Annotated in this window: 18 protein-coding genes, 3 CRISPR repeat arrays and 1 riboswitch (1 of these 22 cut by a window edge); of the genes, 6 read left to right on the top strand and 12 right to left on the bottom strand. The window is 45.7% G+C overall.

Translation table 11 applies throughout. The features are described 5' to 3' along the window. Window positions 1–54: 54 nt before the first annotated feature. On the bottom strand, window positions 55–327 hold the full coding sequence (locus tag NIA71_RS02635) for a NifU family protein (RefSeq protein ID WP_227755236.1): 273 nt from the start codon (window positions 325–327) through the stop codon (window positions 55–57). 226 nt (window positions 328–553) lie between these two features. Between NIA71_RS02635 and NIA71_RS02630 the strand changes: the two genes are divergently transcribed. The 3 genes from NIA71_RS02630 to NIA71_RS02620 all read left to right on the top strand — a co-directional run bounded on the left by NIA71_RS02630 (window position 554) and on the right by NIA71_RS02620 (window position 2,740). Next, on the top strand, window positions 554–1,177 hold the full coding sequence (locus tag NIA71_RS02630) for a thiamine diphosphokinase (protein ID WP_227755237.1): 624 nt from the start codon (window positions 554–556) through the stop codon (window positions 1,175–1,177). Between the two features lie 286 nt (window positions 1,178–1,463). After that, complete coding sequence (locus NIA71_RS02625) at window positions 1,464–2,009, top strand: ECF transporter S component (protein ID WP_227755238.1); 546 nt, start codon at window positions 1,464–1,466, stop codon at window positions 2,007–2,009. Next, complete coding sequence (locus tag NIA71_RS02620) at window positions 2,003–2,740, top strand: amidohydrolase family protein (RefSeq protein WP_253019628.1); 738 nt, start codon at window positions 2,003–2,005, stop codon at window positions 2,738–2,740. Before NIA71_RS02625 ends, NIA71_RS02620 begins: the two co-directional genes overlap by 7 nt. A gap of 187 nt (window positions 2,741–2,927) precedes the next feature. Here the strand turns inward: NIA71_RS02620 and thiT are convergent, their stop codons facing one another. After that, on the bottom strand, window positions 2,928–3,563 hold the full coding sequence (gene thiT, locus NIA71_RS02615; RefSeq protein WP_148394951.1) for an energy-coupled thiamine transporter ThiT: 636 nt from the start codon (window positions 3,561–3,563) through the stop codon (window positions 2,928–2,930). A 69-nt stretch (window positions 3,564–3,632) separates the two neighbouring features. Next, window positions 3,633–3,736, bottom strand: a riboswitch (TPP riboswitch). A gap of 125 nt (window positions 3,737–3,861) precedes the next feature. Between thiT and NIA71_RS02610 the strand changes: the two genes are divergently transcribed. Continuing rightward, window positions 3,862–4,788 carry an AEC family transporter gene (locus NIA71_RS02610; RefSeq protein ID WP_253019627.1) on the top strand — a complete coding sequence of 309 codons (927 nt, stop codon included), beginning with the start codon at window positions 3,862–3,864 and terminating at the stop codon, window positions 4,786–4,788. Between the two features lie 9 nt (window positions 4,789–4,797). Continuing rightward, window positions 4,798–5,373 carry a GDSL-type esterase/lipase family protein gene (locus NIA71_RS02605; RefSeq protein WP_148394947.1) on the top strand — a complete coding sequence of 192 codons (576 nt, stop codon included), beginning with the start codon at window positions 4,798–4,800 and terminating at the stop codon, window positions 5,371–5,373. 1 nt (window position 5,374) lies between these two features. On the opposite strand, the gene NIA71_RS02600 is transcribed toward NIA71_RS02605, so the two are convergent. From NIA71_RS02600 to addA, 3 genes are all read right to left on the bottom strand, one after another. Then, entirely contained in the window at window positions 5,375–6,268 is an 894-nt protein-coding gene (locus tag NIA71_RS02600; RefSeq protein ID WP_148394945.1) for an acetamidase/formamidase family protein, read from the bottom strand. A 205-nt stretch (window positions 6,269–6,473) separates the two neighbouring features. After that, window positions 6,474–7,007 carry a hypothetical protein gene (locus NIA71_RS02595; RefSeq protein WP_148394943.1) on the bottom strand — a complete coding sequence of 178 codons (534 nt, stop codon included), beginning with the start codon at window positions 7,005–7,007 and terminating at the stop codon, window positions 6,474–6,476. Window positions 7,008–7,078: 71 nt separating this feature from the next. After that, window positions 7,079–10,564 (bottom strand): helicase-exonuclease AddAB subunit AddA, encoded by a 3,486-nt coding sequence (addA, locus tag NIA71_RS02590; RefSeq protein WP_253019626.1) that lies wholly within the window; start codon window positions 10,562–10,564, stop codon window positions 7,079–7,081. A 407-nt stretch (window positions 10,565–10,971) separates the two neighbouring features. Beyond that, a CRISPR array of direct repeats spans window positions 10,972–11,951; the repeat unit is 33 nt; unit sequence ATTTCAATCCACGCACCCCGTATGGGATGCGAC. 560 nt (window positions 11,952–12,511) lie between these two features. On the opposite strand from addA, the gene gpmI reads away from it, so the two are divergent. After that, complete coding sequence (gene gpmI, locus NIA71_RS02585; RefSeq protein ID WP_148394939.1) at window positions 12,512–14,050, top strand: 2,3-bisphosphoglycerate-independent phosphoglycerate mutase; 1,539 nt, start codon at window positions 12,512–12,514, stop codon at window positions 14,048–14,050. Window positions 14,051–14,637: 587 nt separating this feature from the next. After that, window positions 14,638–15,615: direct repeats of the CRISPR family, unit length 33 nt; unit sequence ATTTCAATCCACGCACCCCGTATGGGATGCGAC. Window positions 15,616–15,793: 178 nt separating this feature from the next. Here gpmI and cas2 read toward each other — a convergent pair. From cas2 to cas3, 7 genes are read right to left on the bottom strand one after another with little or no spacing between them, the layout of a single operon-like run. Next, complete coding sequence (cas2, locus tag NIA71_RS02580; protein ID WP_227755242.1) at window positions 15,794–16,084, bottom strand: CRISPR-associated endonuclease Cas2; 291 nt, start codon at window positions 16,082–16,084, stop codon at window positions 15,794–15,796. A gap of 12 nt (window positions 16,085–16,096) precedes the next feature. Next, the gene (cas1c, locus tag NIA71_RS02575; protein WP_253019625.1) at window positions 16,097–17,128 is read right to left on the bottom strand and encodes a type I-C CRISPR-associated endonuclease Cas1c; all 1,032 of its coding nucleotides are present in this window, start codon (window positions 17,126–17,128) and stop codon (window positions 16,097–16,099) included. Then, window positions 17,125–17,799 (bottom strand): CRISPR-associated protein Cas4, encoded by a 675-nt coding sequence (gene cas4 / locus NIA71_RS02570; RefSeq protein ID WP_227755244.1) that lies wholly within the window; start codon window positions 17,797–17,799, stop codon window positions 17,125–17,127. The genes cas1c and cas4 overlap by 4 nt, the downstream gene beginning before the upstream one ends. 1 nt (window position 17,800) lies before the next feature. Then, entirely contained in the window at window positions 17,801–18,649 is an 849-nt protein-coding gene (gene cas7c / locus NIA71_RS02565) for a type I-C CRISPR-associated protein Cas7/Csd2 (RefSeq protein ID WP_227755245.1), read from the bottom strand. A 14-nt stretch (window positions 18,650–18,663) separates the two neighbouring features. After that, window positions 18,664–20,523, bottom strand: a complete 1,860-nt coding sequence (gene cas8c, locus NIA71_RS02560) for a type I-C CRISPR-associated protein Cas8c/Csd1 (RefSeq protein ID WP_253019624.1) — start codon at window positions 20,521–20,523, stop codon at window positions 18,664–18,666. Next, window positions 20,510–21,247, bottom strand: a complete 738-nt coding sequence (cas5c, locus tag NIA71_RS02555) for a type I-C CRISPR-associated protein Cas5c (RefSeq protein WP_253019623.1) — start codon at window positions 21,245–21,247, stop codon at window positions 20,510–20,512. The genes cas8c and cas5c overlap by 14 nt, the downstream gene beginning before the upstream one ends. Window positions 21,248–21,268: 21 nt before the next feature. Next, window positions 21,269–23,713 carry a CRISPR-associated helicase Cas3' gene (cas3, locus tag NIA71_RS02550; RefSeq protein WP_253019622.1) on the bottom strand — a complete coding sequence of 815 codons (2,445 nt, stop codon included), beginning with the start codon at window positions 23,711–23,713 and terminating at the stop codon, window positions 21,269–21,271. 273 nt (window positions 23,714–23,986) lie between these two features. After that, a CRISPR array of direct repeats spans window positions 23,987–24,873; the repeat unit is 32 nt; unit sequence ATTTCAATCCACGCACCCACAAAGGGTGCGAC; it runs 738 nt beyond the window's last position.

The following is a 24,873-nucleotide window of genomic DNA, read 5'->3' as shown; positions in this document are numbered from 1 at the left end:
TTTATAACTTATGCAATTCTTATACCAACCGAAATGCATTTGTTAACATGCCAATTATTTCCGCAAAAGTTTTTTCGCCATGTCGATCAAGTCTTCACTGACAGATGTGTCAAGAATCACATCTTCGACTCCCTCGCAATTTTCCATCACAATACTTTTTACCACATCTTCAATCGTGTATTGAGCGGATGGACAGGAAGCGCATGCCCCCGTCAGTCTCACTTTTGCGATATTATTCTCAAATCCGGTGAGCTTTGCCCCGCCATAATGGGCTGCCAGCACCGGATCAACTTTTTCTTTTAGAACTTTTTGAATTTGTTCTTCCACTTTTTTATCACCTCGAATTTTGTCATTTCAATTCGCATATCGCTTTATTGATTATATCCCTATCTCGTTCTTTTTTCAAGTGGATAATAGCTAAAAGTTTGTCTTATTTTAGGATTTTTGTTGCGTTTTTACAATTATTTTTTGGAAAAGCTTTTTCGTTTTGTGCTATAATGAATTTGTTCGTTATTTTCAGATTATTTAAAATAAGAATCAGGGTATCTCAATTATGAAAAAATGTATCATTATTACTTCTTATATAGAAGGTGAACTCCGCCAACTACTCAGCAATGAGCAGCCGGGATTCATAATCTGTGCTGACGGAGGCTACAACCACGCGAGTAAAGCCGGTCTTGTCCCGGATTTTTTGATGGGTGATTTCGACTCTCTTACGGAACGCATTCAACCTGGAGTGGAAATTGTCACTTTCCCCTCAGAAAAGGATGACACGGATACAGGTCTTTGTCTCCAAGCCGCTCTCGATCTGGGGTACCGGGACATCCTAATCATCGGCGGCATCGGCGGCCGTTTCGACCACGCAATCGCCAACATTCAGCTCATGGCCGGTGCTGTCGATCAGGTGGAACGCATTGCTATAAAAGATAAGAAGAATTACTGTACAGTCTTGAAAAACGGGGGTCTTGAATTGTCGGAAAAACAGGGGCAGCATGTGTCTTTGTTCGCCTTGTCTGATGTGTGTGAAGGCGTCACGATTTCCGGAGCCAAATATCCTTTGACGGATTATACGCTCTCCCGAACCTTCCCCCTGGGGGTCAGCAATGAATATCAGGAAGACACGGTCCGTATATCCGTACAAACTGGAACTCTATTAATTGTACTTTCTGAAGATTAGCAGCATCTGTATTGTATGAATAGCTGAAAACTGTATTTAAGGAATTGTACGATTGTCTGGGATTGCACTAGTTTCGCGGCTTTTGCCGAAATTAGTGCAATTTTTTAAGCTTTCAGAGGTCGAATTTTGTCAAACGAAACAAAAATGCGGATATTTGAAGATTTCAGGCCTGCCATCCTCCCTTTTATTTTTCAAATCTGTTCTTATAAAAATTATCATTTTTGTCTCTTTTCATAAATACAGACCAGTAGTATGCTGTTAACAGAAAAGAACTTGGAGGAAAAAAATGAGACAAACAGAACGAGTAAAAAATTTGTGCGAGATAGCGCTGTTCATCGCGATTGTCTTCTTCGGCGTATTCATTATTAAGTTTCCGGGGCCCTTCGGTTATGCCCATATCGGAGATTCCATGATCTTCCTTTCCGTCCTCATGCTGGGCGGCAAGCGGGGCGCCGTAGCGGGCGGGCTGGGTGCGGCCATTGCTGATATTGTCAGCGGATACACGATTTGGGCTCTCCCAACGCTGATTTGTAAAGTCTTAATGGCTCTGGTGATGGGCGCGATGATCAAGCACCATGTCTTTGGGCTGAAAGGAAGAAGCTTGTGGATCGTGGCAGCCGTGACCGGCGGATTGACCCAGGGAATCGGTTACGTCATTTTCTGGTACGCGCTCTTTGGGAAAGCTGCTGCCATTGCCGCTGTTCCCGGGCTGACATTCCAGGCGGTTTCCGGCATTATCATCGCTTTCGTAATCACAGAAGCGCTGCAGAAAACCAGCCTCAAAAGGCATTTTATTTACACCACGGACGGAAAAGGAGCAGAAACATGTTAGAACGTATGAAAAGCTTTAAGAAAATCGATGCCCACAGCCATATCGGATATTTCGGTGGCTGGTCGAATGTTGGAATCACACCGGAAGAGCTGATTGCGCAAATGGATGAATATAACGTGGAAAAAACCGTTATTTGTACATATCCCATCAAAGAAAGCCTGGACGCGGTGGACAAGTATCCCGACCGCTTTGTCGGCGCTGCCTGGGTAAATCCAAACGATACAGATCCTCTGGGACAAATCAGGGATGCTGTTGCAAGCCATGGCTTTAAAGCGATCAAACTGCACCCTCTGATGCACAGCTATCTGCCCAACGACGAATGCGTATTTCCCATCGCTGAGCTGGCTATGGAGCTGGAGATTCCCCTTATGATCCACACCGGACACCCGCCTTATTCCCTGCCCTGGAGCGTAGCACAGCTAGCGGATTTTTATCCCGATCTGCCCATAGTCATGATCCATATGGGACACGGCAACGGCATGTATGTCCAGTCGGCCATCGATATGGCGAAAAAGTATTCCAACCTGTATCTGGAAACCTCCGGGATGCCCATGCATACCAAGATCAAAGAAGGCTATGAAAAAGTCGGAAGCAGTCGCATTATGTGGGGACTGGACGCGCCCTTCCACCATCCTACCGTGGAAATGCAGCGAACGATTGTCAGCGGACTTTCCGACAAGCAGCTGGAAGATGTCTTTTACAACAATGCTAAAAAATTATTAAAACTATAAAAACACTTTCTGAGATGCGGGGCCGCGCGATAGCCCCGCCTTTTTATAACGCAGGAAATATCGATGCAATCGATATTGACGGAGTTTCAAAGAAAGTACATTGCGAAGCGTCGGCCCCTGCGGCCGACATGTGTGCATAGGGAGCTATGCTCCCGTCATGCACACTTTTTTTACTTCCAAAATTTCATTAGCTTAACAAGAACTGTTTTTTCAAGCCCTGCAGGCTTCGTCTCAACGGCGGTATGGCCAGTAAGGCTACGGTGATAGCCGCTTCCGCTCCCAGATAGGCGAAATTATACCAGCAGGACCAGGTTACCGCATTGAACCCCTCCGGCACATACGCGCCGAAAAAGATAATGCCTGAAAGCGCGGAGCATATGTAACGTCCCAGCACACCCAGCAGATATCCTCCGATCAGGCCGCCCTTTTTGTTTCGCAGAATACCGGCAAGGCCGATGGCGCCAAAAGCCAGTGGATAATCCAGTAATAGCTGCACAGGGTGAATGACATAGGGGCTGAAAATCAAATCCACTAGCCCCACACACATCCCAGCCATCACACCCCTTCGAACGCCGAAAAAGTAGGCGCACAGAGCGATCGGCAGCATGCCGAAGGCCGACACATCGCCGCCCTGAGGCATGGGAAACAGCTTTACCTGTTTTAGGACCACGGCCAATGCCACTAAAAGCGCAGAGGCCACCATCGCTTTGGTATCCGGTTTTTTCCCTTTGCCGGAAATCAAAATCCCTGCAAACAATAAAACGATAATTGCGATCGCCGCTGCTTGGCCTGAAACAGACTCAAAAAATGTTTGTAATGACATAAAAAATCCTCCTTTTCATCAGGAGGGGAACTGAGAATTGTTCCAAATCGGAAATAAATTTCTTCCGATTTCGGAAATAAATTGCTTGCCTGCGCCGGCATTATCCGGATCAGGTCTTGAGGGTATGGCCGCCCATGCGGCTCCTCTCAGCCAAAGCTCCCCTAGCATTTTGTTAAGTTTTTATTATTATACGCCTGACTTTCCTTCGTTGTCAATGGTACAATGTTTGCTCCCCGCTCTTGATTTGGTGCGCCAACTAAGGCTATAATGGATTTACCAAAAAAGAGAGGTAACCGTTTTGATAAATGGAATCATAAGCGTCCTGGTAGTATTTCTTTTGCTGGGAGTAGGCTTTTATTTTACAAAGACAAAGAAGTGGCCGGATAATACCAATCAAGTGTTTTCGACGGTCGTTGTTCAAATTGCAGCGCCGGCCCTGGCCGTAGTCAGCATTGAAAACCGGTTTACGCCTCAGATGCTGGCTTCATCCGTGATCAACCTGCTGATCATCACAGCATGCTTGCTGTTCTTGCATCTTCTGGGCAGGGTGCTTTCGAGTCTGATGAACCTGCCCCAAAAGAAGAAAGCCGTCTTTGACACTACCTTTACCTTCAACAATTCCATGTTTATCGGGCTGACTATTATCAATATCATCTTTGGACATGACGGACTGCCTTATTTATTCACCTTTTATTTGGTTACGATTGTGCTTTTCTGGAGCCTGGGGGCCTGGACCCTTTCACAGGCTTCGGACCAGACCAGCCTCAAGGCGTTTTCCGTTCGGCGTATTTTCAGCCCCGGCCTGATTGGCGTGATGATCGGCTGCCTGCTGGCCGGATTTGAGCTGAAGCTGCCGGTTATTTTTGAAACGGCCCTCTCCTATCTGGGGGATCTGTGCGTACCACTTTCCCTGCTGGTAATCGGGGCCAATCTGGCGCTCTCTTTGTCCAAGGGCATGGCTAAGATCACCATCGATCAGCTGCTGATTCTGGTTGGTAAGTTTATCATCAGTCCTCTGCTGGCCTGGGGCGCTTTCACCTTGGCTGGCATCAGCGGTCTGCCGCTTCATGTATTTATATTGTGCGCTTCCCTTCCCTGCCACGCTCAGACGGCCATTCTGGCACAATTTTATGATGTGGAAGGCGAATATGCATCCAACCTGGTCAGCTTGTCCACTCTGGTCAGCCTGATCACCATACCCGTTTATGCAAGTATTTTACTTTAGGAGGTTTTTATGCGTACCGTTTGTTTAGGCGACAGTTTTACCCAGGGATTCGGCGTCAACCGGGACGAAAACTGGGTATATCTTTTGAACACACCCTGCAGCACCTTTATCAATAAGGGCATCAGTGGTGATACCACCGGCGGAATGCTGGCCCGCTTCTGTTCCGATGCCGTACATGAAAAGCCCAACTACCTGTTCATCACAGGAGGTTTCAACGATCTGATCTCCGGCGTTTCGGAAACAGTACCCCAGGCCAATTACTTTGCCATGGTTCATCAGGCGTTCCACAATAATATGATCCCGGTTGTCTGCACGGCTCCCCCTTTTGATCCGGATGCAGCAAGAGCCGGCTGGCCGGAGCTAACGGACTTCGACCTGGTAAAAGACCGTTATTTAGCTTTACGAAATTGGCTGCTTTCCTTTGCAAACGCCTTCGATCTGTTTCATGTGGATTTTTACGGAGAATTTGAAAAAGTCCTCTCCCGCAATCCAGGAAAGGACTTTTATATCGATGGCATTCATCTTACCTCTGAAGGTCATGAACAAATCGCTGATATTGTGCTCAAGGCGCTCTACAGTTTTTAGCTTAAAATTCGATCTGCCCCAAGTAGCCCTTGGGTATCACAAAGCGAACCGTTTTCAGCGGATCTACCACCTGGCAGAATTGAAGCTGTCCGGCAAGACTCATTAATATGGTCAGGTCCGGATCGCTCATATCCACTCGCTCTTTCAGGAACAGAAACATGGTTTCCGTCGCGTCCGAAGCCGCCTGATCCAAGGATTCTCTAGAAACGATCACTGACCAATAATCCCGATCTTCCAGCACAGGCTCTGTCTGTGCTTTTTCTTTGATTAATTCCAGCGTAACAGTGACTTCCGCCGGTATTTCCAGTCCGGAAACGCCGATCTCCCCATCGCCCATAGCCGCATGGAGGTCTCCCATGGCAAAGAGCGCGCCGTCGACCGCCACAGGGAAGTAAATGGTCGCTCCTTCTGTCACCATTTTATTGTCCATATTTCCTCCATGATGTCCAGGCGTTCCCGCATTGATCGATTTTCCTGATTCCGGGGCCACTCCAATTACGCCGATCATGGGGTTGAGAGGAATATCGATCCCTGGAGCAAAATGTGCCTGGCCGTCGGAGACTGGGATTACACGGGTATGGCTGTCTTTGAGCAGATGGCCCAAAATACCCATGCCTTCACCGCACACGGATGTGCCTTTCTCATTGAGCTCGATCTTATCGATGGTGACCTTAAGGGTATCTCCTGGCTGGGCGCCTTGAACATAGATCGGTCCAGTTGCCGGATTAGTCCGGTCCCAATCCAGCGTTTCCATCTTGTCTTCCGGGCTTCTCAATTGGTTGGCGAAACAGTCCATCGTTTCGATCAGGATGGTCGCGCCTGGAGAAACCGTCATAACTGGTTCGTTCTGATCAGAAAACTGATAGATGGTTTTGTCGCTTTTCAAATGAAGCATCGTTTTCCTCCTTCGATATACAAAAGATCCTATTTTTTCTTTAAATGCGAAAACATATATAAATTGTCCTATGTAATAGTGTAAGGGATTTTACAGCGGGTGTCAAAGGCAAATCTCTCGCTGAGAAAAGATATTGGCAAAAGATAAAAGAATCCTCGCAGCCTGCTAAGAGGCACGAGGATGTCCTGACTTTTTTATTTATCTCCTAGCTTTCTTTTTTCTCTCCCTCTTGAAGTTCTACCGAATCGCCTTCCTCTTGTGTTTCCGGTTCGCCCGCTGCTTCCTCCAGCGCTTCAGCCTCCATTTCTCCTTCCGGGGTTTCAAGCTCCGCGTCTTGCTGCGGTTCCTCTTCGGTTTCCAGTGCTTCTTCCTTTGGTACAGCTCCTGTCAGCTGCTCTTTAAAGGTATTCTCCAGCTCAATCTGCTGTTGAGCCACTTCCGGTTTTGGTGAAAGAGCATCCACCTTTTTTAAAATAACGGCAGCTGCAAAAAATAATATGGCAAATCCCAGATAGTTTCCTGTACTGGAAGCCACATATTGAATTACATCTTTAATTCCTTCCGATATGGACATTCCATAGCTGGCGTAATAACTCGATACATAGGTAATCGAATAATACAGCATATAAATGACGCATATCAGCGATAATCCGGCACACACATACAGCCCGATCACACCTTTTCTGCACAACGAACTTTTCTTCTTTACTTTCACTCCGATCTCGGCTTTATCTCCCATTTCATTACCTCTTTCTTATCGTTTTCCTCATTATGACAGGATAAGGTGTCGACCGGTTGAGGGAATTGCGTTCATCCGTTGTTATTTGTGTGATAGCTGATCCAGTCATTTTCACTAAAAAGGTATAAACATGCTTCCGCGACCGGCTTTTGACGGATAATTTCCAAAGCTTCCTGATAGATTTGGACTTGGCCCTCATATGTTTGTTTCAGTTTCCGCAGCGCCTGTTCTCGATCTTTTTTATTTACATAACTATTTTTATAGTCAATTAAAACCAAATAATCTTCTTCCTCAAAATAGCAGTCAATCACACCCTGAACCATTACTTCTGTGCCGTCCACCTCTTTCAGCAGATTGAATTCCGTTTCCTTGTACAGCTGATCGGCTTTGGCCGCGCGCACACCAATGTCGCTTTGGAAAAATGCCGCTATTTTATCGCATTCCACGGCCTGCGCCTCATCCGGCAGCAGAAGTTCCTGTTCTTCCATCCGCTTAACTTGGGTGCGCACATATTCCTCGCCCTTCCCTGCCCTTGTCTGCGACAGCGCCTGGGCAAAGTTAATACACTCCATGACTTTATGCATAATCGTCCCCCGCTGAGCCGCGGTAAAGTCTTGCGTTCCCTGTAAAAATGCCGGAGACCTGAGAGCGATTTCTTCTTCTGCATGCTCGCTTCCCATTCGGCTCAGCTCTGTAACCGAGTATTTGGATTTTTTGGATAAAGCGGCCAAATTCTTATACTGAAAGGAGAACCTTCGATCGATTTCCTGGTACAGCGGCTCCTGCAAAAGCGAATGGTCCGCGCTCTCTAAAAAATAGTTCCTGACCTTTTCACGGTTCTGTCCCCGCTGCCGGCTTTCTCCGGTGAGCTGAGTCCTATCGTGCAGGTGCAAATCCAACTCTCCTTCCTGGATCAGCGGAATTAAATAATCGAGAAAGCAGTTCTTGGCTGGAGACGGTTTAGGCTGTCCATCTTCGATGGTTTTGCTGGTGCCTAGAAGGATTAGCTGGTCCATAGCTCTTGTAAATGCCACATAAAGGATTCGAAGCTCCTCTTCCAAATCTTCTTGGCGCATCTTCCGTTCAATGGCAGTCTGCATAAGGGTCTTTCGATACCAGTGCTCCTTATATTCCACCCGGGTCAGGCCCAACCCCAGGTCTTTATGGGCAATGAATCCTTTCCCGGTTTTATTGAAATTAAAACGTTTTCCCAGGCCAGCTGCAATGACAACTGGAAATTCTAGGCCCTTGCTTTTGTGAATGGTCATAATTCTGACAATATCGTCGTTTTCATTGATGAGCTTTACCTGTCCGGTGGGCACTTTCCGGTTTTCCAGCGCCTGTATATAGGTAAGAAACCCATAGATGCCGCCCCGTCCGGTTTCCTGGAAATCTTTGGCCTTATCCGCCAGCGCTCTCAGATTAGCCTGCCTTTGCTGTCCGGCCGGCAAAGCGCCGCAATAGGTGTAGTACTCTGTTTCCCACATCAATTTCCATATGAACTCTTCCAGCGGCAGTACCTGCGCCATTTCTCGGTATATCCGTAGTTTTTCTAGTACATCGGCACATTTTTCCGAAAGCTCTCGCTCCTCTGTCCCATCAGCAAACTTCTGGAATGCTTCAAAATACGAGACATCTTTATATGCAAGCCGGACGTGGATCAGTTCATCGATGGAAAAATGAAAGATCGCTGAACGTAACACGCTTAGAAGGGGATGATCCTGGCGTTTGTTATCGATCACTTTTAAGAGGTTGAGAAACACTTGGATCTCGATGGTATCAAAATATCCGCCGCTGTCGTCCACATAAGAAGGAATATCCAGTTCCGTAAAAATTTCCTGAAAGACATCAGCATAGTTCTTCGTTCCTCGCATCAAAATTACAATATCCCGTTTTGTAACAGCTCTCTGGCAATTTTTTTTCACATCAAAGATGGGTTTTCCAAGCAGTTCCCGGATAATACCGGCGGCTGCATGGGCTTCCAGCTGGGCATTTTTCATCTCAGCCACATCTTCATCCAGGTCCATGTCCTCGGTAATTCTGCTGTCTACAATATGAAGCTGCGTCTTGTAATCCAGCTCACCTTCATAAGGAACACCCTGATACAAAGCGGCATCCTGATCGTAGCCTTTCATGATTTTTTCAAATACGCCGTTTACAGCAGCGATCACTCGGCCCTTGCTTCTAAAATTTTGGTTCAGGTCAATTTTGGTGTCGAATTTGTTTTTGCCGGAGGCGTATTGCTGGTATTTTGCCTGGAAAATCTCCGGTTCCGCCAGCCGGAACTTATAAATGCTCTGTTTGATATCCCCCACCATAAAGAGGTTATTTTCTCTTCGGATGCGGTCGATCAAGGTGTCCTGCAATACATTGCTGTCCTGATATTCATCGATAAAAATGCAGGCAAATTTTTCTCTGTACTCTTTGGCAGCTTCCTCATGTTCCAGAATTTCGAGAGCATAATGTTCAATATCGCTGAAATCAATCAAGTTCTTTTCCAGTTTTGCCTCGCGAAAACGACGGTCAAATTCCAAAAGCAAGTTCTGCAAATAGCGCGCGGCTGGATAGACACTCTGCAAATCCTCCACATAGGTATCCATGGTCTGGGCGAAATATCGCTCTTTCAACCCGCTGATCATTTTTTTGCTGAAATCCCGGCTGGCTTTCATCTCTTCTTTTATTTGCTCGTAATCTTCTTTTTCGGCTTTTCCCGCACGCATGGTATTGGCTTTAAAGGTAGCAAGGAGCCTCCCTATCCCTTCCAAATCTCCGGTTTTCGCCATTCTTTCCAAAGGCTCAAGGGCCTCCAAGTCCTCTTGATTCTTATGATAGATGCCTTCCGTTCCCGCCGTTTCCGCCAGTTGGCCGGCCTGTCTGAAGCCGTCAAGAATTTGGGAAACGCTTGTTTTCAGGTCTTGCATTATGAACTGGGCCAGGGGGCTTTCTCCGAACCGTTCTTTTGAGAAATCCAGGTCTTTTATATGCGTATCCAGCCATTGAAGCGGATGGGGTATGCTGCGGATGGTGGTGTAAAGGTTCAATAAATTTTCTTTGAGGGCGTGTTCGCTGCGGTCAGAAGCGTAGGCTCGGAGAAACTCCAGAAATTCCGGGTCTTCTGCTTCAAAACAATCCGAAAAAAGTTGATCGATCGTGTCCCATTTCATGATTTCCACAGTGCCTTCATCGCCGATTTTAAAGTTGGGCTCAATGTCGATCAGATAAAAATATCTGCGAATTACTTCCAGGGCAAACGAATGGAAGGTGCTGATATTGGCATTAGCCGCCAAATCCAGCTGTTTTCTCAAGAAAGCTGAACTTTGCGGGTCCTCCTCAATGGCTTTTGTGATGGCGGCAATGAGTTTTTCTTTCATTTCTGAAGCAGCCGCATTGGTAAAGGTCACGATCAGAAACTGGTTGAGGCCGATCCTGTCTTTTAAAATCAGCTGTTTGATCCGCTCTACAAGCACCGCCGTTTTTCCTGAGCCGGCGGCAGCGGAGACTAGTATATTATGGTCGCGCAGGTTAATGGCTTCTTGCTGCTGTTTTGTCCATTTCATCCTACTATTTATTCCTCCTAATATATGAATGTAAAGATCCAGCACCCAACATCCGGTTGGGGCTTCGCCTTCTCATTGTTCAAGTTTCTGTTTTGGTGTTGGTCAGTTGTTTGGTTGCGGCTGGCTTTTAGATGGAATTGACAGCATCTTATTTTACCGCTGATTCCGTCATTACTGAGAGGTTAAGAATAGGATACCTTACGGGCCGCATCTCAGCAAGTTTTATTTGGTTTCTACTAACCCTTTTTTCAATCCGGCGTTCAAGATATACTTCGTGGAAAAGCAGGATCACTTGTATGTCAGCTGGCCCAATATCGTGATTGCTGCCAGGAAGCGCTTATTCAGATAGTTATTGGTAACGAAACGATTCAATAACAACTGGAGTTTCAAAAAATTATCATTTTGTCATTTCAATCCACGCACCCCGTATGGGATGCGACTGGTATAGTAGGGGATAGAGTTCAATTTACATTAATTTCAATCCACGCACCCCGTATGGGATGCGACCTAAGTCCACATTAGCTTGGTCTAGCAGTACCATATTTCAATCCACGCACCCCGTATGGGATGCGACTTCGGTGGTATAATGATGTCAAGAGGACAGCCGATATTTCAATCCACGCACCCCGTATGGGATGCGACGTTTCCGCTCTCACGGTTCCTGGCGTGATCATAATTTCAATCCACGCACCCCGTATGGGATGCGACGCCGGTGATTTGCGCCGCATAAGACAGCACGGCCCGATTTCAATCCACGCACCCCGTATGGGATGCGACGTGTCCGTTACTCTCTCGGACACTACAAAGACGCAATTTCAATCCACGCACCCCGTATGGGATGCGACCAACTGCAACTTCCTTTTTGCTCAATAAAGCCTGTCATTTCAATCCACGCACCCCGTATGGGATGCGACCTGCTGCGTCTGCAACTTTAACGCTTCGAGTCTGATTTCAATCCACGCACCCCGTATGGGATGCGACGTCCACATACCTTTTCAATACGTTTACCTGCATAATTTCAATCCACGCACCCCGTATGGGATGCGACCTCATTACGCTCGATCGTGTCATCATAGACAACATTTCAATCCACGCACCCCGTATGGGATGCGACTACAAGCTCACCGGCATGGAGGCCAACGCCTCGAACATTTCAATCCACGCACCCCGTATGGGATGCGACCAGGACATAGAGCATGGATGTTTGATTCAAAAAGTATTTCAATCCACGCACCCCGTATGGGATGCGACTTATCTAACATAATTCTACTTGGCTCTTTATCTACATTTCAATCCACGCACCCCGTATGGGATGCGACTTAAAGACTTCTGCGGTCTGTCGTTCACTTGACAAATTTCAATCCACGCACCCCGTATGGGATGCGACTGCAAAACTATAAAGCATACCTCATATATTTATAACTAGTTTGTTTTTAACCTACCCAAATTCCATAACATCTCCAAAATTACTATCATTTATACCCCAATTTCACCTTTTAACTGGTGCGAAAGCCCCTGGGAATCCATGTTCACTTGCCTTTCGCACCACCAGCTAAAGCGTTCCTTATTCATTCAACTGCTCCTCATCAGCAAGTTCCTCCGCAGAGCGCACCACGCACACCAGAGAAAACGGCACGTCTATCCGCTTCAACCACGATATTTACCAATTTCTCTGCCGTAATTGGAATATCTCTTTAAGCAAAGAATATTCAATACATCTTATTGTACCATATCTATCTATTGATTCGGCAAATAATTCGAAGAGATTTTTAAAGCTGCAATAATTGGCCTGTACCTCTGGGATAAGCAAAATTCGGATGATGACGATCCCACAAGGCAAAACTGGTCAGTGAAAGCGTTTAAAAACAAGTAGGAATCTATTCTGGAATTTGATATAATAAATAAGATATTGGTTTATAAATTTCTCTTAATATGGAGGTAACATACATGAATAGCTTCAAACGGCCGACCATGCTGATGATCTTGGATGGTTTTGGCTATAACAAAGATACTTATGGAAACGCCATTGCGCAAGCATACACACCAGAATTGGACAAAATTTTTGCTAAATTCCCGAAAACCACATTGCAGGCGTGCGGCCTAGCAGTCGGTTTGCCGGAAGGGCAAATGGGAAACTCGGAAGTTGGTCACTTAAACATAGGTGCTGGTCGGATCGTATACCAAGAACTGACTCGCATTACGAAAGAAATCGAAGATGGTGTGTTTTCTAATAACACAGTCATGAACGAAGCAATGGAGCACGTTCTTAAGAACCACTCCGCGCTCCATCTCTTGGGATTAGTGTCTGATGGAGGAGTTCACAGCCATATTAATCATTTATTAGCCTTGATCGACATGGCCGTTGAAAAAGGAGTTAAGGAATTATACGTCCATTGCTTCTTAGATGGCCGAGACGTGCCTCCCCGCTGCGCTGCTGCATATATCCAGCAGTTGGAAGCGCATATGAACAAAGTCGGTCTTGGGAAAATTGCGTCCATCGCTGGCAGATACTATGCCATGGACAGGGACAAACGATGGGACCGTGTAAACGCAGCTTATGATACCATGACACTTGGAAACAACCTTCGTGCTGCTTCGGCGGATGAAGCGCTAAAGGTTGCCTATGAAAGGGATGAAAACGACGAGTTTGTTCAGCCTACATTCATAGACCATGGACAGGTCGTGAATGATAATGATGCAATGATTATGTTCAATTTCCGGCCGGATCGGGCACGGGAAATAACTCGCGCTTTCGTTGCAAACGAATTTGATGGTTTTCAACGCAAGAAAAAACTTGAGAATCTTTATTATGTTTGTATGACTCAATATGATGCGGAAATGCCCAATGTCCATATTGCTTACCCCCCGCAGTCTCTCAAGGCCACGTTGGGCGAATATTTGTCTGATTTAGGACTGACTCAGCTGCGCATTGCAGAAACAGAAAAATATGCACATGTCACCTTTTTCTTTAATGGTGGTGTGGAAGCGCCCAATAAAAATGAGAAGCGTATCCTGATTCCTTCCCCAAAAGTAGCCACATACGACCTTCAGCCAGAAATGAGCGCCTACTTAGTCACGGAAAAAGTTTTGGAAGAAATCGCTTCTGACAAGTATGATGTAATTATTCTCAACTTCGCCAATGCCGATATGGTCGGCCACACCGGCATCATGGAAGCTACCGTTGCTGCTATTGAAACATTGGATAAATGCGTGCCCCAGATTGTGGACGCTGTTTTAAAAAAAGACGGACAAATTTTGTTGACTGCAGATCACGGAAATGCGGATAATATGTTGGACGAAAACGGAAACGTTGTTACAGCTCATTCGTTAAATCAAGTACCGCTGTTGCACATTTCCGATAACCCTGTTCAACTGAGAGACGGAGGAAAATTGGCAGATTTGGCTCCAACGCTGTTGGACCTGATGGGCATTGCTATACCGAACGAGATGACTGGTGAAAGTCTGATAAAAAAGAATAAACTATGAAATGATACAGGAGACCTCAAGTCTGGAATTTGAGGTCTCTTTGCAAAAAATTAGTAACTGCTTAAAATAAGAAACAAATAAAACTTACTTAGACATGCGAAGTGGTCCAATTCAGCTTCATCCAAAACTATCAGGATTTAAGAGTAATTATCTTTATATTGATACTTTTTCTATACAAGCTTGAAGAAAGTCGGCAAAGTATCAAATTTGGAAGAATTCAAACCAATCTTTGACAATTTTTAAGTTGCTTACTTCCAATCGATGTGATTTGGGACAGTAAACTATCAAACTAATTCTTTCCTATCTGAAATTTCGATATTGACAGATTCTAAAGACTTGCTTTTTTCTGCTGACCCAATATGCAAATCACGTCGCTGCAAATTATAGCTCTCCCTTCGACAATGTCGTTAAAAAATAGCAAGAACTATATGATCAGTATATAAATCCTTTTTGGTCACATATACAATACAGCCTCTATATGGTTTATGCTATCATATTTTGCGTTCGTATTTCAAATCTAGTATTTATACACCCTGTAGTATGGTACGGCACAAATATCTCGCAAACTGCTATGAGATCCCGCTTGCATTTCAATCCACTACCCCCGTATGGGATGCGACTTTTGCCTGCATGCCCTCCAGATCAAGAGAGTATCCATTTCAATCCACGCACCCCGTATGGGATGCGACACCATTTTCCGTTTTTATTACGTCAAGATTCTGCGATTTCAATCCACGCACCCCGTATGGGATGCGACGTATAATTTGTTTTTAATGTATCCGTATCCATAATTTCAATCCACGCACCCCGTATGGGATGCGACTTTTGCCTGCATGCCCTCCAGATCAAGAGAGTATCCATTTCAATCCACGCACCCCGTATGGGATGCGACTACATCTGTCGTATATCATTCCTTTTCCCCACAGAATTTCAATCCACGCACCCCGTATGGGATGCGACTTGTAGCTTCATTTTGTAAATAGCCAGCAGAGTAATTTCAATCCACGCACCCCGTATGGGATGCGACTTACATATGAGGAGCCTAAAAAAGATTATATCGACATTTCAATCCACGCACCCCGTATGGGATGCGACTGCATGTATGTATTTAGTGTCGTAGATTGCTTTATTTCAATCCACGCACCCCGTATGGGATGCGACTAACGTTGCCGCTGAGCTTCTCAAAAAATACAGAATTTCAATCCACGCACCCCGTATGGGATGCGACCACATACTAACCATAAAAGGAGTAGTATGTGCATATTTCAATCCACGCACCCCGTATGGGATGCGACTCGGCTAAAAGCGCAATATTTTTGTTATGCTCAAATTTCAATCCACGCACCCCGTATGGGATGCGACTACGATACGATCGGCAAAGGATATGCCGATTTTTGATTTCAATCCACGCACCCCGTATGGGATGCGACCCGGATAGAATACGACAAACAATGGATACAAAATATTTCAATCCACGCACCCCGTATGGGATGCGACTTGCCGTAGCAGCGAATGAACCACCAGATGGTGGAATTTCAATCCACGCACCCCGTATGGGATGCGACTGCAAAACAACACAAAATTTCAAATAGATTCTGTACAATCTTGCTTTAAACACGAAACTTTCAATTCAATTCCCTGAATAACTAACCATTTTCTGTAAAAACTCAATCGAATTTTAGTGCGAAAGACCCGGGGATTTCATGTTCGCTTGGCCTTCGCACCAAGCGCATCAGGCTGCTTTCAGACCATTAAAACGCCTTCTGCCTCATAACCCACCTTGGCCCCAAAATGTTCAACCTTATTCGCATAGTTATTTCCAAGATAATAAAACCGAAGGCTGTCTACTTCCGTATCAATAATAGATAACAACTTGTCCTTCAAAAGCAGCACCTGGGACGGATCGAGGATGCATTCAAACACAGAGTTCTGCACCCGCTGCCCATAATTCACACATTCTTTGGCCACTTTCCGTAGTCGCCGCTTCCCGCCGCTATTCTGAGTGGATACATCATAAGTAATCAATATCAACATAAAATCACTCCTTTATTTCCATAAAAACGGCGGATACGCTTCCAGATCCCCACGGATTGTCCTCGCCAAGAGCAGCGCCTGAACATAAGGCACCAGACCCCAGGGAATTTTTTCCTTTAAAAAGGGATGAGTCAGCGTCTCCTTTTTATGAGACTGCCACGCAGAAAAGAACTGCTTTCGGCCATCTTCGTTGAGCAAAACCGCTCCATCGCCTTGACAGTCGAAATGCTCCCCTTTTATTATCTTTTTATTTACCAAGGTGAGCACAAAGCGATCTGCCATAATTCCCCGCAATTCTTCCAGCATGTCTAGAGCCAGCGAGGTTCTTCCGGGCCGATCGCAGTGAAGAAAACCCACATATGCATCTAGCCCCGCGCCTTCCAATGCTCCGGCGCACTCATTGCCCAAAATGGTATAGGCAAAGGACAGGAGCGCATTGATATTGTCCATAGGCGGTCTGCGGCTGCGCCCATGGAACTTAAAGTCCTCTTTCTGATTGATGATCAAATTATCAAAGACAGAAAAATATTTGGAAGCCAGCTCTCCCTCAAGGCCTCGCAGAGAATCCAAATTTTCGCAGTTTTTGATATGAGGCAGACCTTCGTTCAAGGATTGAGAAACTGCTTTCACCCGGTCAGTATCAATACGCATGCCGTTGTCCCGAATGGTACGTTCCAAACTCCAGCGGCAGTTGAACACCTTCCCGATGATCATGTTTTTGGCATATGAAAGGCTTTTTTCTTCATGATCGGAAATCCGATATTGTTCTTTCCGCAATAAAACATTGCCAAAGGACGTCCCTGCAGTACGGGCCAAAAATTTACCGCGGGGAGAATAAAAACTCATTCCCACTTCTCTGGATGCGCATGCTCCCATCAGGGCAGGTGATGCTCCCTTATAGCTAAAGCTGACGATATTTTCCAGAGTGTGGAGGGGAAAGCGTCCTGCCGTTTCTTCTTCACGCAGAACAACAACATTCTCTCCGTCCAGTGCCAGATACACATCCTCAGAAAGGACATACAACGTATTCAAGAGTTTTTTCATTCACCTTCACCCGCCTCACCGATCTGATCATTTATGTACTTGGTCACATCCAGATTTTTATTCAGCTTGGGCAGACAGAGGTCTTTCAGCGAGCAAGATCTGCACTTTTTCGTGGTTTTTACCTTAGGTGTATATCCTCTTTTATAAAGCCTGTGCATTTCCTCACAGATCTCTTCCACATGGCTGCGCAGTTCACTGGTAAAAGCCACTTCCTCCCGCCGTTTGTTCTCTCCATAGAACAAATATCCCTTTGATATTTCGGTCAGAAACATTTCCTCCAAACATATCGCCTGTGCACAAAGCTGAACTTCATCCTCCAGCCCATCTTTTTTCGTGCCCCGCTTGTATTCCACCGGCACTACCTGCCAAAGTCCATCGTAACCTTCCAGGTTTATGCCTTGCTTCCTTTGGTGAAACTCCACCACATCGCACTGCCCAGATATTCCAAGGCTGGCGGAGGCGATGCGAAGCCCCCGCATAATAAGCAGCTTTCCCCGCTTTTCAACCGACATTTCTTCATGAGCCTTTTTATGCATCAGTTCGCCGGCTGTGGTCCTGTAATTTTCCGCCCACTGCTGCTCAATATGAATTAACGCCCACTGCCTCCTGCAAAACTCAAAGTGCTGGATACCGGAAAGCAGCAAATATTCCTCTTCTTCATAGCGCGGCATACTAAATCCCCTCAATATATTCAGGTTCCAGGCCCTCCAATGGAATAATTCTGATATCATAGTCGTCGATGGAGGTTGGAACTTGAGATGGATCCTTTTCCTTGATTTCCAGGCTGCGATGAACCTTTGCGGAAGAATACTGTCCGATCTTATTATTATGCTCCCACCAATATACTCTGATCACTTCCATGCTCCCGTCCGGTCTGGCCGAAGAAGCATCGTTGACGAACAAAGTTCTGAGGCATTCTTTTAATTTCTCAGCATCCTCAGCCGAAAAACCGGTTTTTTCAGCCAGCTGAACGTTGATGGACCCTTTTATTTCATACAGTCCAAAATTGACCATATGTTTCATACCCATTGTATCGGATCCTTTTTTCTTATCATCCTCACTGTTTACGCTCTTTGTGATCTGCATGCTGGACACATCTACCGGTGTGATGCTCCTGGCCTGGTGAATGGATACCGGACCTCTGACACCAACGGAGACACCCTCCTTTGGTGCTGCGCCTTTAAATGCAAACACCTGTCCAAAAGCACGAACATCGAACCAGGCCTCGCAAGCCTGTTTTGCAAAATCTTCCTTACTGAGCTTTTCCGGAAGTGTGTTTTTCGCCCGGTCATTTAGATTAGAAAAACCGTCGTCCGCACGATCATCAGACTGAACAAAAATTGACTCGCCTTCATCCTGAAGCCGGTTACGCAATTTCCGTTTTATACAAACATCGGAAATTTCGCCATATCCTTCATAGGTTGTTCTTGGCCGGTTTCCATTCAGCGGATCGCCGTTGGGATTGGCATTGCGGACTGCTGCTAATACAACAAAATCGATTTTATGATTTAAAGTACTCATTCTATATTCCTCCTCTATGCATCTTTTTTACTCTTATACAATTCCGCCCTTTCCAGCCAATAGCCGGTCAGATACAGTTCGTTCAAAGCCTTATTTTGTTCTATACGGGATTCTACTCCCAGGATTTCGGAAATCGTTCCGATTTCTTTTCTGAAATAATTCCTTGTTCCCGGTGTCATGCGATTGAAATAAGGGTTCAGCGCCTCTTCGATGATTTTACGGGTTGCACCCGGGTGCTGTGCAAAGGCCGTCTGGAAACGAATGGCCTTCGGTTCCCGTCTTTCCTTATCATCATATGTACTTCGCTCAGCTAGTTCATAAACAGCCAGGAGCATTCCGTAAAGAAAACTTCTTCGGTCCTGCCCCGTCAGCTTTTCCAGATTTTGTTCCAAATTCATTTCGATTTCCACTCCTTTGTCTTTGTAGTATTTTGCAATTAATGCACATGCGGTCGATAAAATCCGTTCCCGGTTGCCGTAAGTATACCCCTGCGGATGGGATGCCTTTTGAAAAATAGCATGAATAAAGTCACTTGGAATACGCTGCTGATCCACGATACAATGAAATAATCTCTGGTACTGCATAATCATCAGCTTGTCATCCACTTTTACCATTCCCCCTTGTTCGCTGCCGAAGGCATAAGCTATGATTTTGCCGATAGCCGGTGTTTTCACCTCCTGATGGGGCTTTTTCTGACTGTCGAAGGTGGTAAACTGCCAGCAGCAGCTTTCGTACCAGCTGCGAATCCGTGCAAAATAATCCAGCGCATTCAGCTGATTATAATAGGTGATTGAAAGGCGGCCAGTCGTCGCTGCCTGCAGGGTAAGCAGAGCGATCTCGTCTGTTGCATTAAAGTTATCCGCATAACCATTTAAAAACTTCTGTAATTTCTTGCGATATTCCGGCATGGTATTGGGCCGAACATCTTCCTCATATTCCAAGTCCTCCCCTGCTCTCGGCATCTTGATATTTTTCAAATTCCAGCAGATATACGTCCTTTTATCGCTGTTTCCTATCGAATAGCCCTGCTGCTTAGCAAGCCACTTCAACGCATTGTGCGCTTTTTGAGATGCTTCGTATCCGAAGGCATATGCCTGTTCACCATCCCGGAAGCGGCCTCGATAAGTGAAGTCCGTATTATCGTTGGCAGAAAATAGTTTTGCTCCGTAACTGGAGGCGAGAATCCCCTTGGGATGGTTATCCGAGACGGCCGCTGGTTTTGCGGTCAAATAACAAATATCTTCCCGTCCTTTTTTCTCGTGAATATAGTAGTCCTGCCATGCTTGGAACAACGTCTTGTCCAGCCAGCATTCTTCCGGTTCTTCTGTGCCGAAAACAAGAAAACGAACCATACATTTATCATAAGTTCTGCCCGCAATCTTGTCTTTAGTCAGTTTTCCCGTTTCATCCAGATTGACAATGCCATATTCCGATAAATCTTTGATCAATCTCTTTTGGGAAAGGTATTTGCAGATTGCGCTCACCTTCTCATGGCAAAACTCCGACCCGTTCCATTGTTCCAGTTCTTTCATATAGGCTTCAAATCGATTTTTTCCGGTATCCGCTTCTTTCTTAGTGGCCGCATACCATTGATAGTCCCCTGCCAAATAGGTAAGGTTGTCGCACAATGGATGAGGGGCAATGCCGCTGGATCTGCTGGCCGATTCCTCGGTTACCGGAATGATCGTTTCACTGTCTTCCTTATCGGAGATCATACTGGCGCTTTGGAAATTCCCTTCATCATCAATGGTCACTTCGATCTGGACACTGGCAGTCATGTGCGATACGGGGCAAAGCGGATATTGGGTATAGGGATTAGCGACCATCGCTTGATTGGATTCGTAGGTGTCATACAGCATTTTAAAGAGACTCATCGATATCCCTCCCCGTCTTATCCACACTTTGAAAATTGCAGTGTTCTTCGCCGAAAGCCTTCATGGACATTTCCCGCACAGGTCGGTGAATACAGCTTTGCGGCGGAGCAAAGTCGATCACGCCCGAACGCATAATGCAGTGCCATAGACGAACGGTCATTTTCCCTTTTGTTTCCTCGCAATAAGCTTCATCCGCATAAGTGATTCCATGATACATCATACCAAAATCCAATTCCGGTATCTCATCATATGCGCCTTTTCCTTCTCCAAAAACACAAGGCTCCACATAGCCCTGACACTCCCTGGTGCCGAGAAAAATATCCCGCCTTCCGCCTTTTTTAATCATGCGCTTGGCGATATTATGATGCTTGTTTTCATTTCGGTCCTGGGAAAGCTCCGGCCGGTTTTCATTCCAGATAAAATGGGCCTTGACCTGATAACAGCAGTTTTTCAGATATGTATAATAGGAAAGGTCATTTTTATTGCAGGTGTATTTGATGGGCCGAATTCCTTTGGCCTCGGTCTGTATTGGATTCATGATCCGCACCGAATCAATCACCCAGACGAGCGTAGGTTTCCAGTAGATGCTTTGTAGAATTCCCTTCAGCGCTTCGTAGGTCGGAACCTGATAGGTGAATTTTTCTCCGCCCACTCTTGTCATGGGGTCGGAAAAAAGCGCATAATCTCCGGAGACTTGAAATTCCACAAAATTATCGTGCTTCATAGACTTTCTCCTTCCTTTGCATTACATGGACAAAAAATCATCGGACTGTACGTATTCGTCAGGACAAACACCGGTGTCATCGTTATAAGCGGTTTTGTCCAAAATGATCACCCCCTCTATGAGGTCGTCTGCTAAACGTCCATTTTCTCTCAACTTGTTCAATTCATATGGAAACAGGCTCACGGTATAGGGTTTCATGGCATCCAGCTGTTCTTTTTGATAAGCATAGTTCCATTTTGCCTTTTCGGAGCACAAATTCGCAATGTATGTATCAACCTTCTCATCGTATTTTACCACAACATCCGTCTTATCATCGTCAAAGACTTTGCAGTATTTGCCTGCTGTTTTAAATGCTTGTCTAAAATAAAACGGCGGGCACTCAGCCTCCATGGTTTCACAGTCCATGAGCATGGTGCGGATAAATTGTTCGGTGTCGTCGATGGTAACTGGGTATTTGAATTGCATTTTAACGCGAGTATCGCCAAACAAGCGTTTGTAATAAAACTGGATTAATTCCTGCGACAGGATGTCGTCTCCATACAGCTGCGGCTTTTTCTTAAAGTCATAAAGTACCTTGCTGCAGCATTTTTGCGCGGTTTCAATCTCCTTCAGCGGCCCCAGGGATTCTTCCTTCAGTTTTACAAGAAAGGCATCGCAGATATGCTGCCAATCATTATTTCGATTGCATCTTCCCGCTGCTTGTACGATGTTGTCAATGCCTGCCCAAATTCGGATAACGCTTTCAAAGGAAAAGTCGATACCAGCTTCTACAAGCTGTGTCGATATGCAGATCACTTTTCGATCTTCGTGAAGCCCGGGCGTCCTGCCAATCTTATCAAGAATGTCCTGCCTATGCTGTTTGCACATGGCGGTTGATAAGTGATAAATCTCATAGTCCCTTGGACATGCTATTTTTACTTTCTGATACAGCCTCCTGGCTGTGGTTTTCGTATTGCAAATAACCAGAATGGAATCTCTGTCTTCGATCTTTTCCCTTGTGAAATCAGTGAGTTCGTCCAGTGTCATGCCCGGACCTTCTGTTTTATCAATTAACCTGACTCTCTTAAAGACCTCCATTCTTTCTTTGTCGATTTGGACGATATCCGGGTTATCCGCCAGGTGAAGCGACAGGCTCACTCGCTCAAATGCCGGTTGTGTTGCGGAACATAGGATTACGGTGCTGCCGCAGAAATCCGCCAGAAAGTTAATTGCAGTGGTGAATAGTTCGGTAAATTTTAACGGAAGGGATTGTACTTCGTCGATGATGATTACGCTGTTGCATAGCGATTTCATCCTGCGAACAGCGGAAGTTTTATGGGAGAAGAGGATATTCAAAAGCTGCACCATGGTCGATACCACAAAAGGAGCTGCCCAGGTTTCCATCAATAGTTCGTTCTTGTCCAGCTCGTCTTGCTCCATGTTCGTGTTTACGATATTGGAATGGTGTTCTAAGACCAAATTATGATCCTTCACATAGTCTCTTATATCTTTGCTGTTTTGATCCAGTACGCTCAGCAAAGGTATGATAAAAATGATGCGGTCTTTTTCATATTCCGCAGCATGATTCAGTGCGTATCTCAGCGAGGCCAGTGTTTTTCCCCCGCCGGTAGGAACCGTTAATCGGTAGATACTGCCTCTCTTGAAAGCGGCCTTTTTGCATTCTTGTGAAATATAGGAGCGCGCTTCATTGATCGGCGAGTCCTTTTTAAAATCTTTTATTTTCTCTTCCATGTGCGCGCATTGTTCTATCCAAAATCTGCGGTCCGGCTGAAGTTGTTCAATCAGGTTTCCGCTCATAAACTCCGCCGTATCTCTTCGATCCCCTTCAATAATTGCGGATAAAATCAACCTCTCAAGATAGCTGTACATCATCCGCTCACTCCGATTGTTGGGGGTTTTATTCTGTTTGCCGATGGCTTCCAGAAAATGTTCAACTTCTTCGCAGGCCTGTTGGAATAAGGTGTCAATTTGTTCTTCGTCAGCGACTTCTCGAAAGAAATTTTCTTTTACTTCCTGATAGCCGATTTCTTCTGCATCGCACTCCATTCGATGCAGAAATCCATTGGTCTTTTCCTGATCGGTCGGATCTTGTATGTCAAACAGTCCGTGATGAGACCCCATGGCAGCAGCAAGGATTTCGCAGGTTATCCGCTCAATTTTCGGCGCGTCCGGTGAATGGTAGCGTTCCATAATGTAGCGAACTGCCGCAAAGGTGTGGTTAACGCTTCCCCGTGCCGGCTGTCCACCTGCATATTGCTCCTCAAGGTATTTGGTAAACCTCTCTCTGGCCTTACCCATGTCATGAAGCAGCCCGCCAAGATAACTGATAAAAAAGAGTCCGATTCCCTTTAGCGCTTCCCCGGCGTATTCAGCGACTTTTACAGAGTGCTCTTTTATGGTCTGTTCGTTTCGCTGTTCATTGATCTTTGTAATATGCGCGAATAGTTTGCTGTTTTTCATACCCATGCTCGCTTCCATAATTTTCTTACTTGTATCATACCATAAATGGAATTCAATCGTGGATAAAAAGTGAAATTTTTCGTCTATTATGACGATTATTGGAGGGATTGGGTTACGAGATAACGATCTTGTCTGGTGCCATGCTCATAGCATGCTGAATATTGCCTTATTTGAACAATTCAAAAGCATCTACAATACAGGGTACCGGCAACTTGGAGTATATGGGGATGCCGGGAGCTAATTACATACCTGCAGTGCACTCGGCTGTGAGATTTTGCCATTTCAATCTACGCACCCACAAAGGGTGCGACGTAAAATGGAAGCTGCTTTAATCGAAGCCATTACATTTCAATCCACGCACCCACAAAGGGTGCGACTATAGACCCGGTTAAAATGGGTTTCCAAGAATATATTTCAATCCACGCACCCACAAAGGGTGCGACACGGCGCTGTCCGATATGATATTTTTTTCTACATCATTTCAATCCACGCACCCACAAAGGGTGCGACTCAAGGGGTCTATTTTTATACCCTCAGTAAGGGAATTTCAATCCACGCACCCACAAAGGGTGCGACGTTCGCTCTGCTCTTTCAGATTGACGGCGATCAATTTCAATCCACGCACCCACAAAGGGTGCGACGAAGACTACACAGGCAGCAGGCTAATAACAAAGGAATTTCAATCCACGCACCCACAAAGGGTGCGACGAAGACTACACAGGCAGCAGGCTAATAACAAAGGAATTTCAATCCACGCACCCACAAAGGGTGCGACGAAAACAGTAGTATGAGTAAATTATCAGTACCGATTTCAATCCACGCACCCACAAAGGGTGCGACTTGGCAGTTCGGATGCTGTTGATCGCTTTATGTCATTTCAATCCACGCACCCACAAAGGGTGCGACTATTGACCAAACTCAAAGATGCAGACGACTTGGAGATTTCAATCCACGCACCCACAAAGGGTGCGACCTCAATCAGAGTGACCGGTCGCTGGAAATAACCCTCATTTCAATCCACGCACCCACAAAGGGTGCGACCCATCTTCTGAGCAGTAGTGGTAGTATCGTCTTGATTTCAATCCACGCACCCACAAAGGGTGCGACGAGAGATTGGATGAATCAGATTTTATTTTCATAATTTCAATCCACGCACCCACAAAGGG

The organism is Ihubacter massiliensis (assembly GCF_024125305.1).
Lineage (GTDB): Bacteria > Bacillota > Clostridia > Peptostreptococcales > Anaerovoracaceae > Hominibacterium > Hominibacterium faecale.
The sequence above is the reverse complement of the archived record's forward strand: the minus strand, read 5'-3'. Positions and strand labels throughout refer to the sequence as shown.

Coding starts and splice junctions, on each gene's coding strand:
- NIA71_RS02630 (WP_227755237.1), top strand. CDS start 554: ATGAAAAAATGTATCATTATTACTTCTTATATAGAAGGTGAACTCCGC.
- NIA71_RS02625 (WP_227755238.1), top strand. CDS start 1,464: ATGAGACAAACAGAACGAGTAAAAAATTTGTGCGAGATAGCGCTGTTC.
- NIA71_RS02620 (WP_253019628.1), top strand. CDS start 2,003: ATGTTAGAACGTATGAAAAGCTTTAAGAAAATCGATGCCCACAGCCAT.
- thiT (WP_148394951.1), bottom strand. CDS start 3,563: ATGTCATTACAAACATTTTTTGAGTCTGTTTCAGGCCAAGCAGCGGCG.
- NIA71_RS02605 (WP_148394947.1), top strand. CDS start 4,798: ATGCGTACCGTTTGTTTAGGCGACAGTTTTACCCAGGGATTCGGCGTC.
- NIA71_RS02600 (WP_148394945.1), bottom strand. CDS start 6,268: ATGCTTCATTTGAAAAGCGACAAAACCATCTATCAGTTTTCTGATCAG.
- NIA71_RS02595 (WP_148394943.1), bottom strand. CDS start 7,007: ATGGGAGATAAAGCCGAGATCGGAGTGAAAGTAAAGAAGAAAAGTTCG.
- addA (WP_253019626.1), bottom strand. CDS start 10,564: ATGAAATGGACAAAACAGCAGCAAGAAGCCATTAACCTGCGCGACCAT.
- gpmI (WP_148394939.1), top strand. CDS start 12,512: ATGAATAGCTTCAAACGGCCGACCATGCTGATGATCTTGGATGGTTTT.
- cas2 (WP_227755242.1), bottom strand. CDS start 16,084: ATGTTGATATTGATTACTTATGATGTATCCACTCAGAATAGCGGCGGG.
- cas1c (WP_253019625.1), bottom strand. CDS start 17,128: ATGAAAAAACTCTTGAATACGTTGTATGTCCTTTCTGAGGATGTGTAT.
- cas4 (WP_227755244.1), bottom strand. CDS start 17,799: ATGCCGCGCTATGAAGAAGAGGAATATTTGCTGCTTTCCGGTATCCAG.
- cas7c (WP_227755245.1), bottom strand. CDS start 18,649: ATGAGTACTTTAAATCATAAAATCGATTTTGTTGTATTAGCAGCAGTC.
- cas8c (WP_253019624.1), bottom strand. CDS start 20,523: ATGAGTCTCTTTAAAATGCTGTATGACACCTACGAATCCAATCAAGCG.
- cas5c (WP_253019623.1), bottom strand. CDS start 21,247: ATGAAGCACGATAATTTTGTGGAATTTCAAGTCTCCGGAGATTATGCG.
- cas3 (WP_253019622.1), bottom strand. CDS start 23,713: ATGGGTATGAAAAACAGCAAACTATTCGCGCATATTACAAAGATCAAT.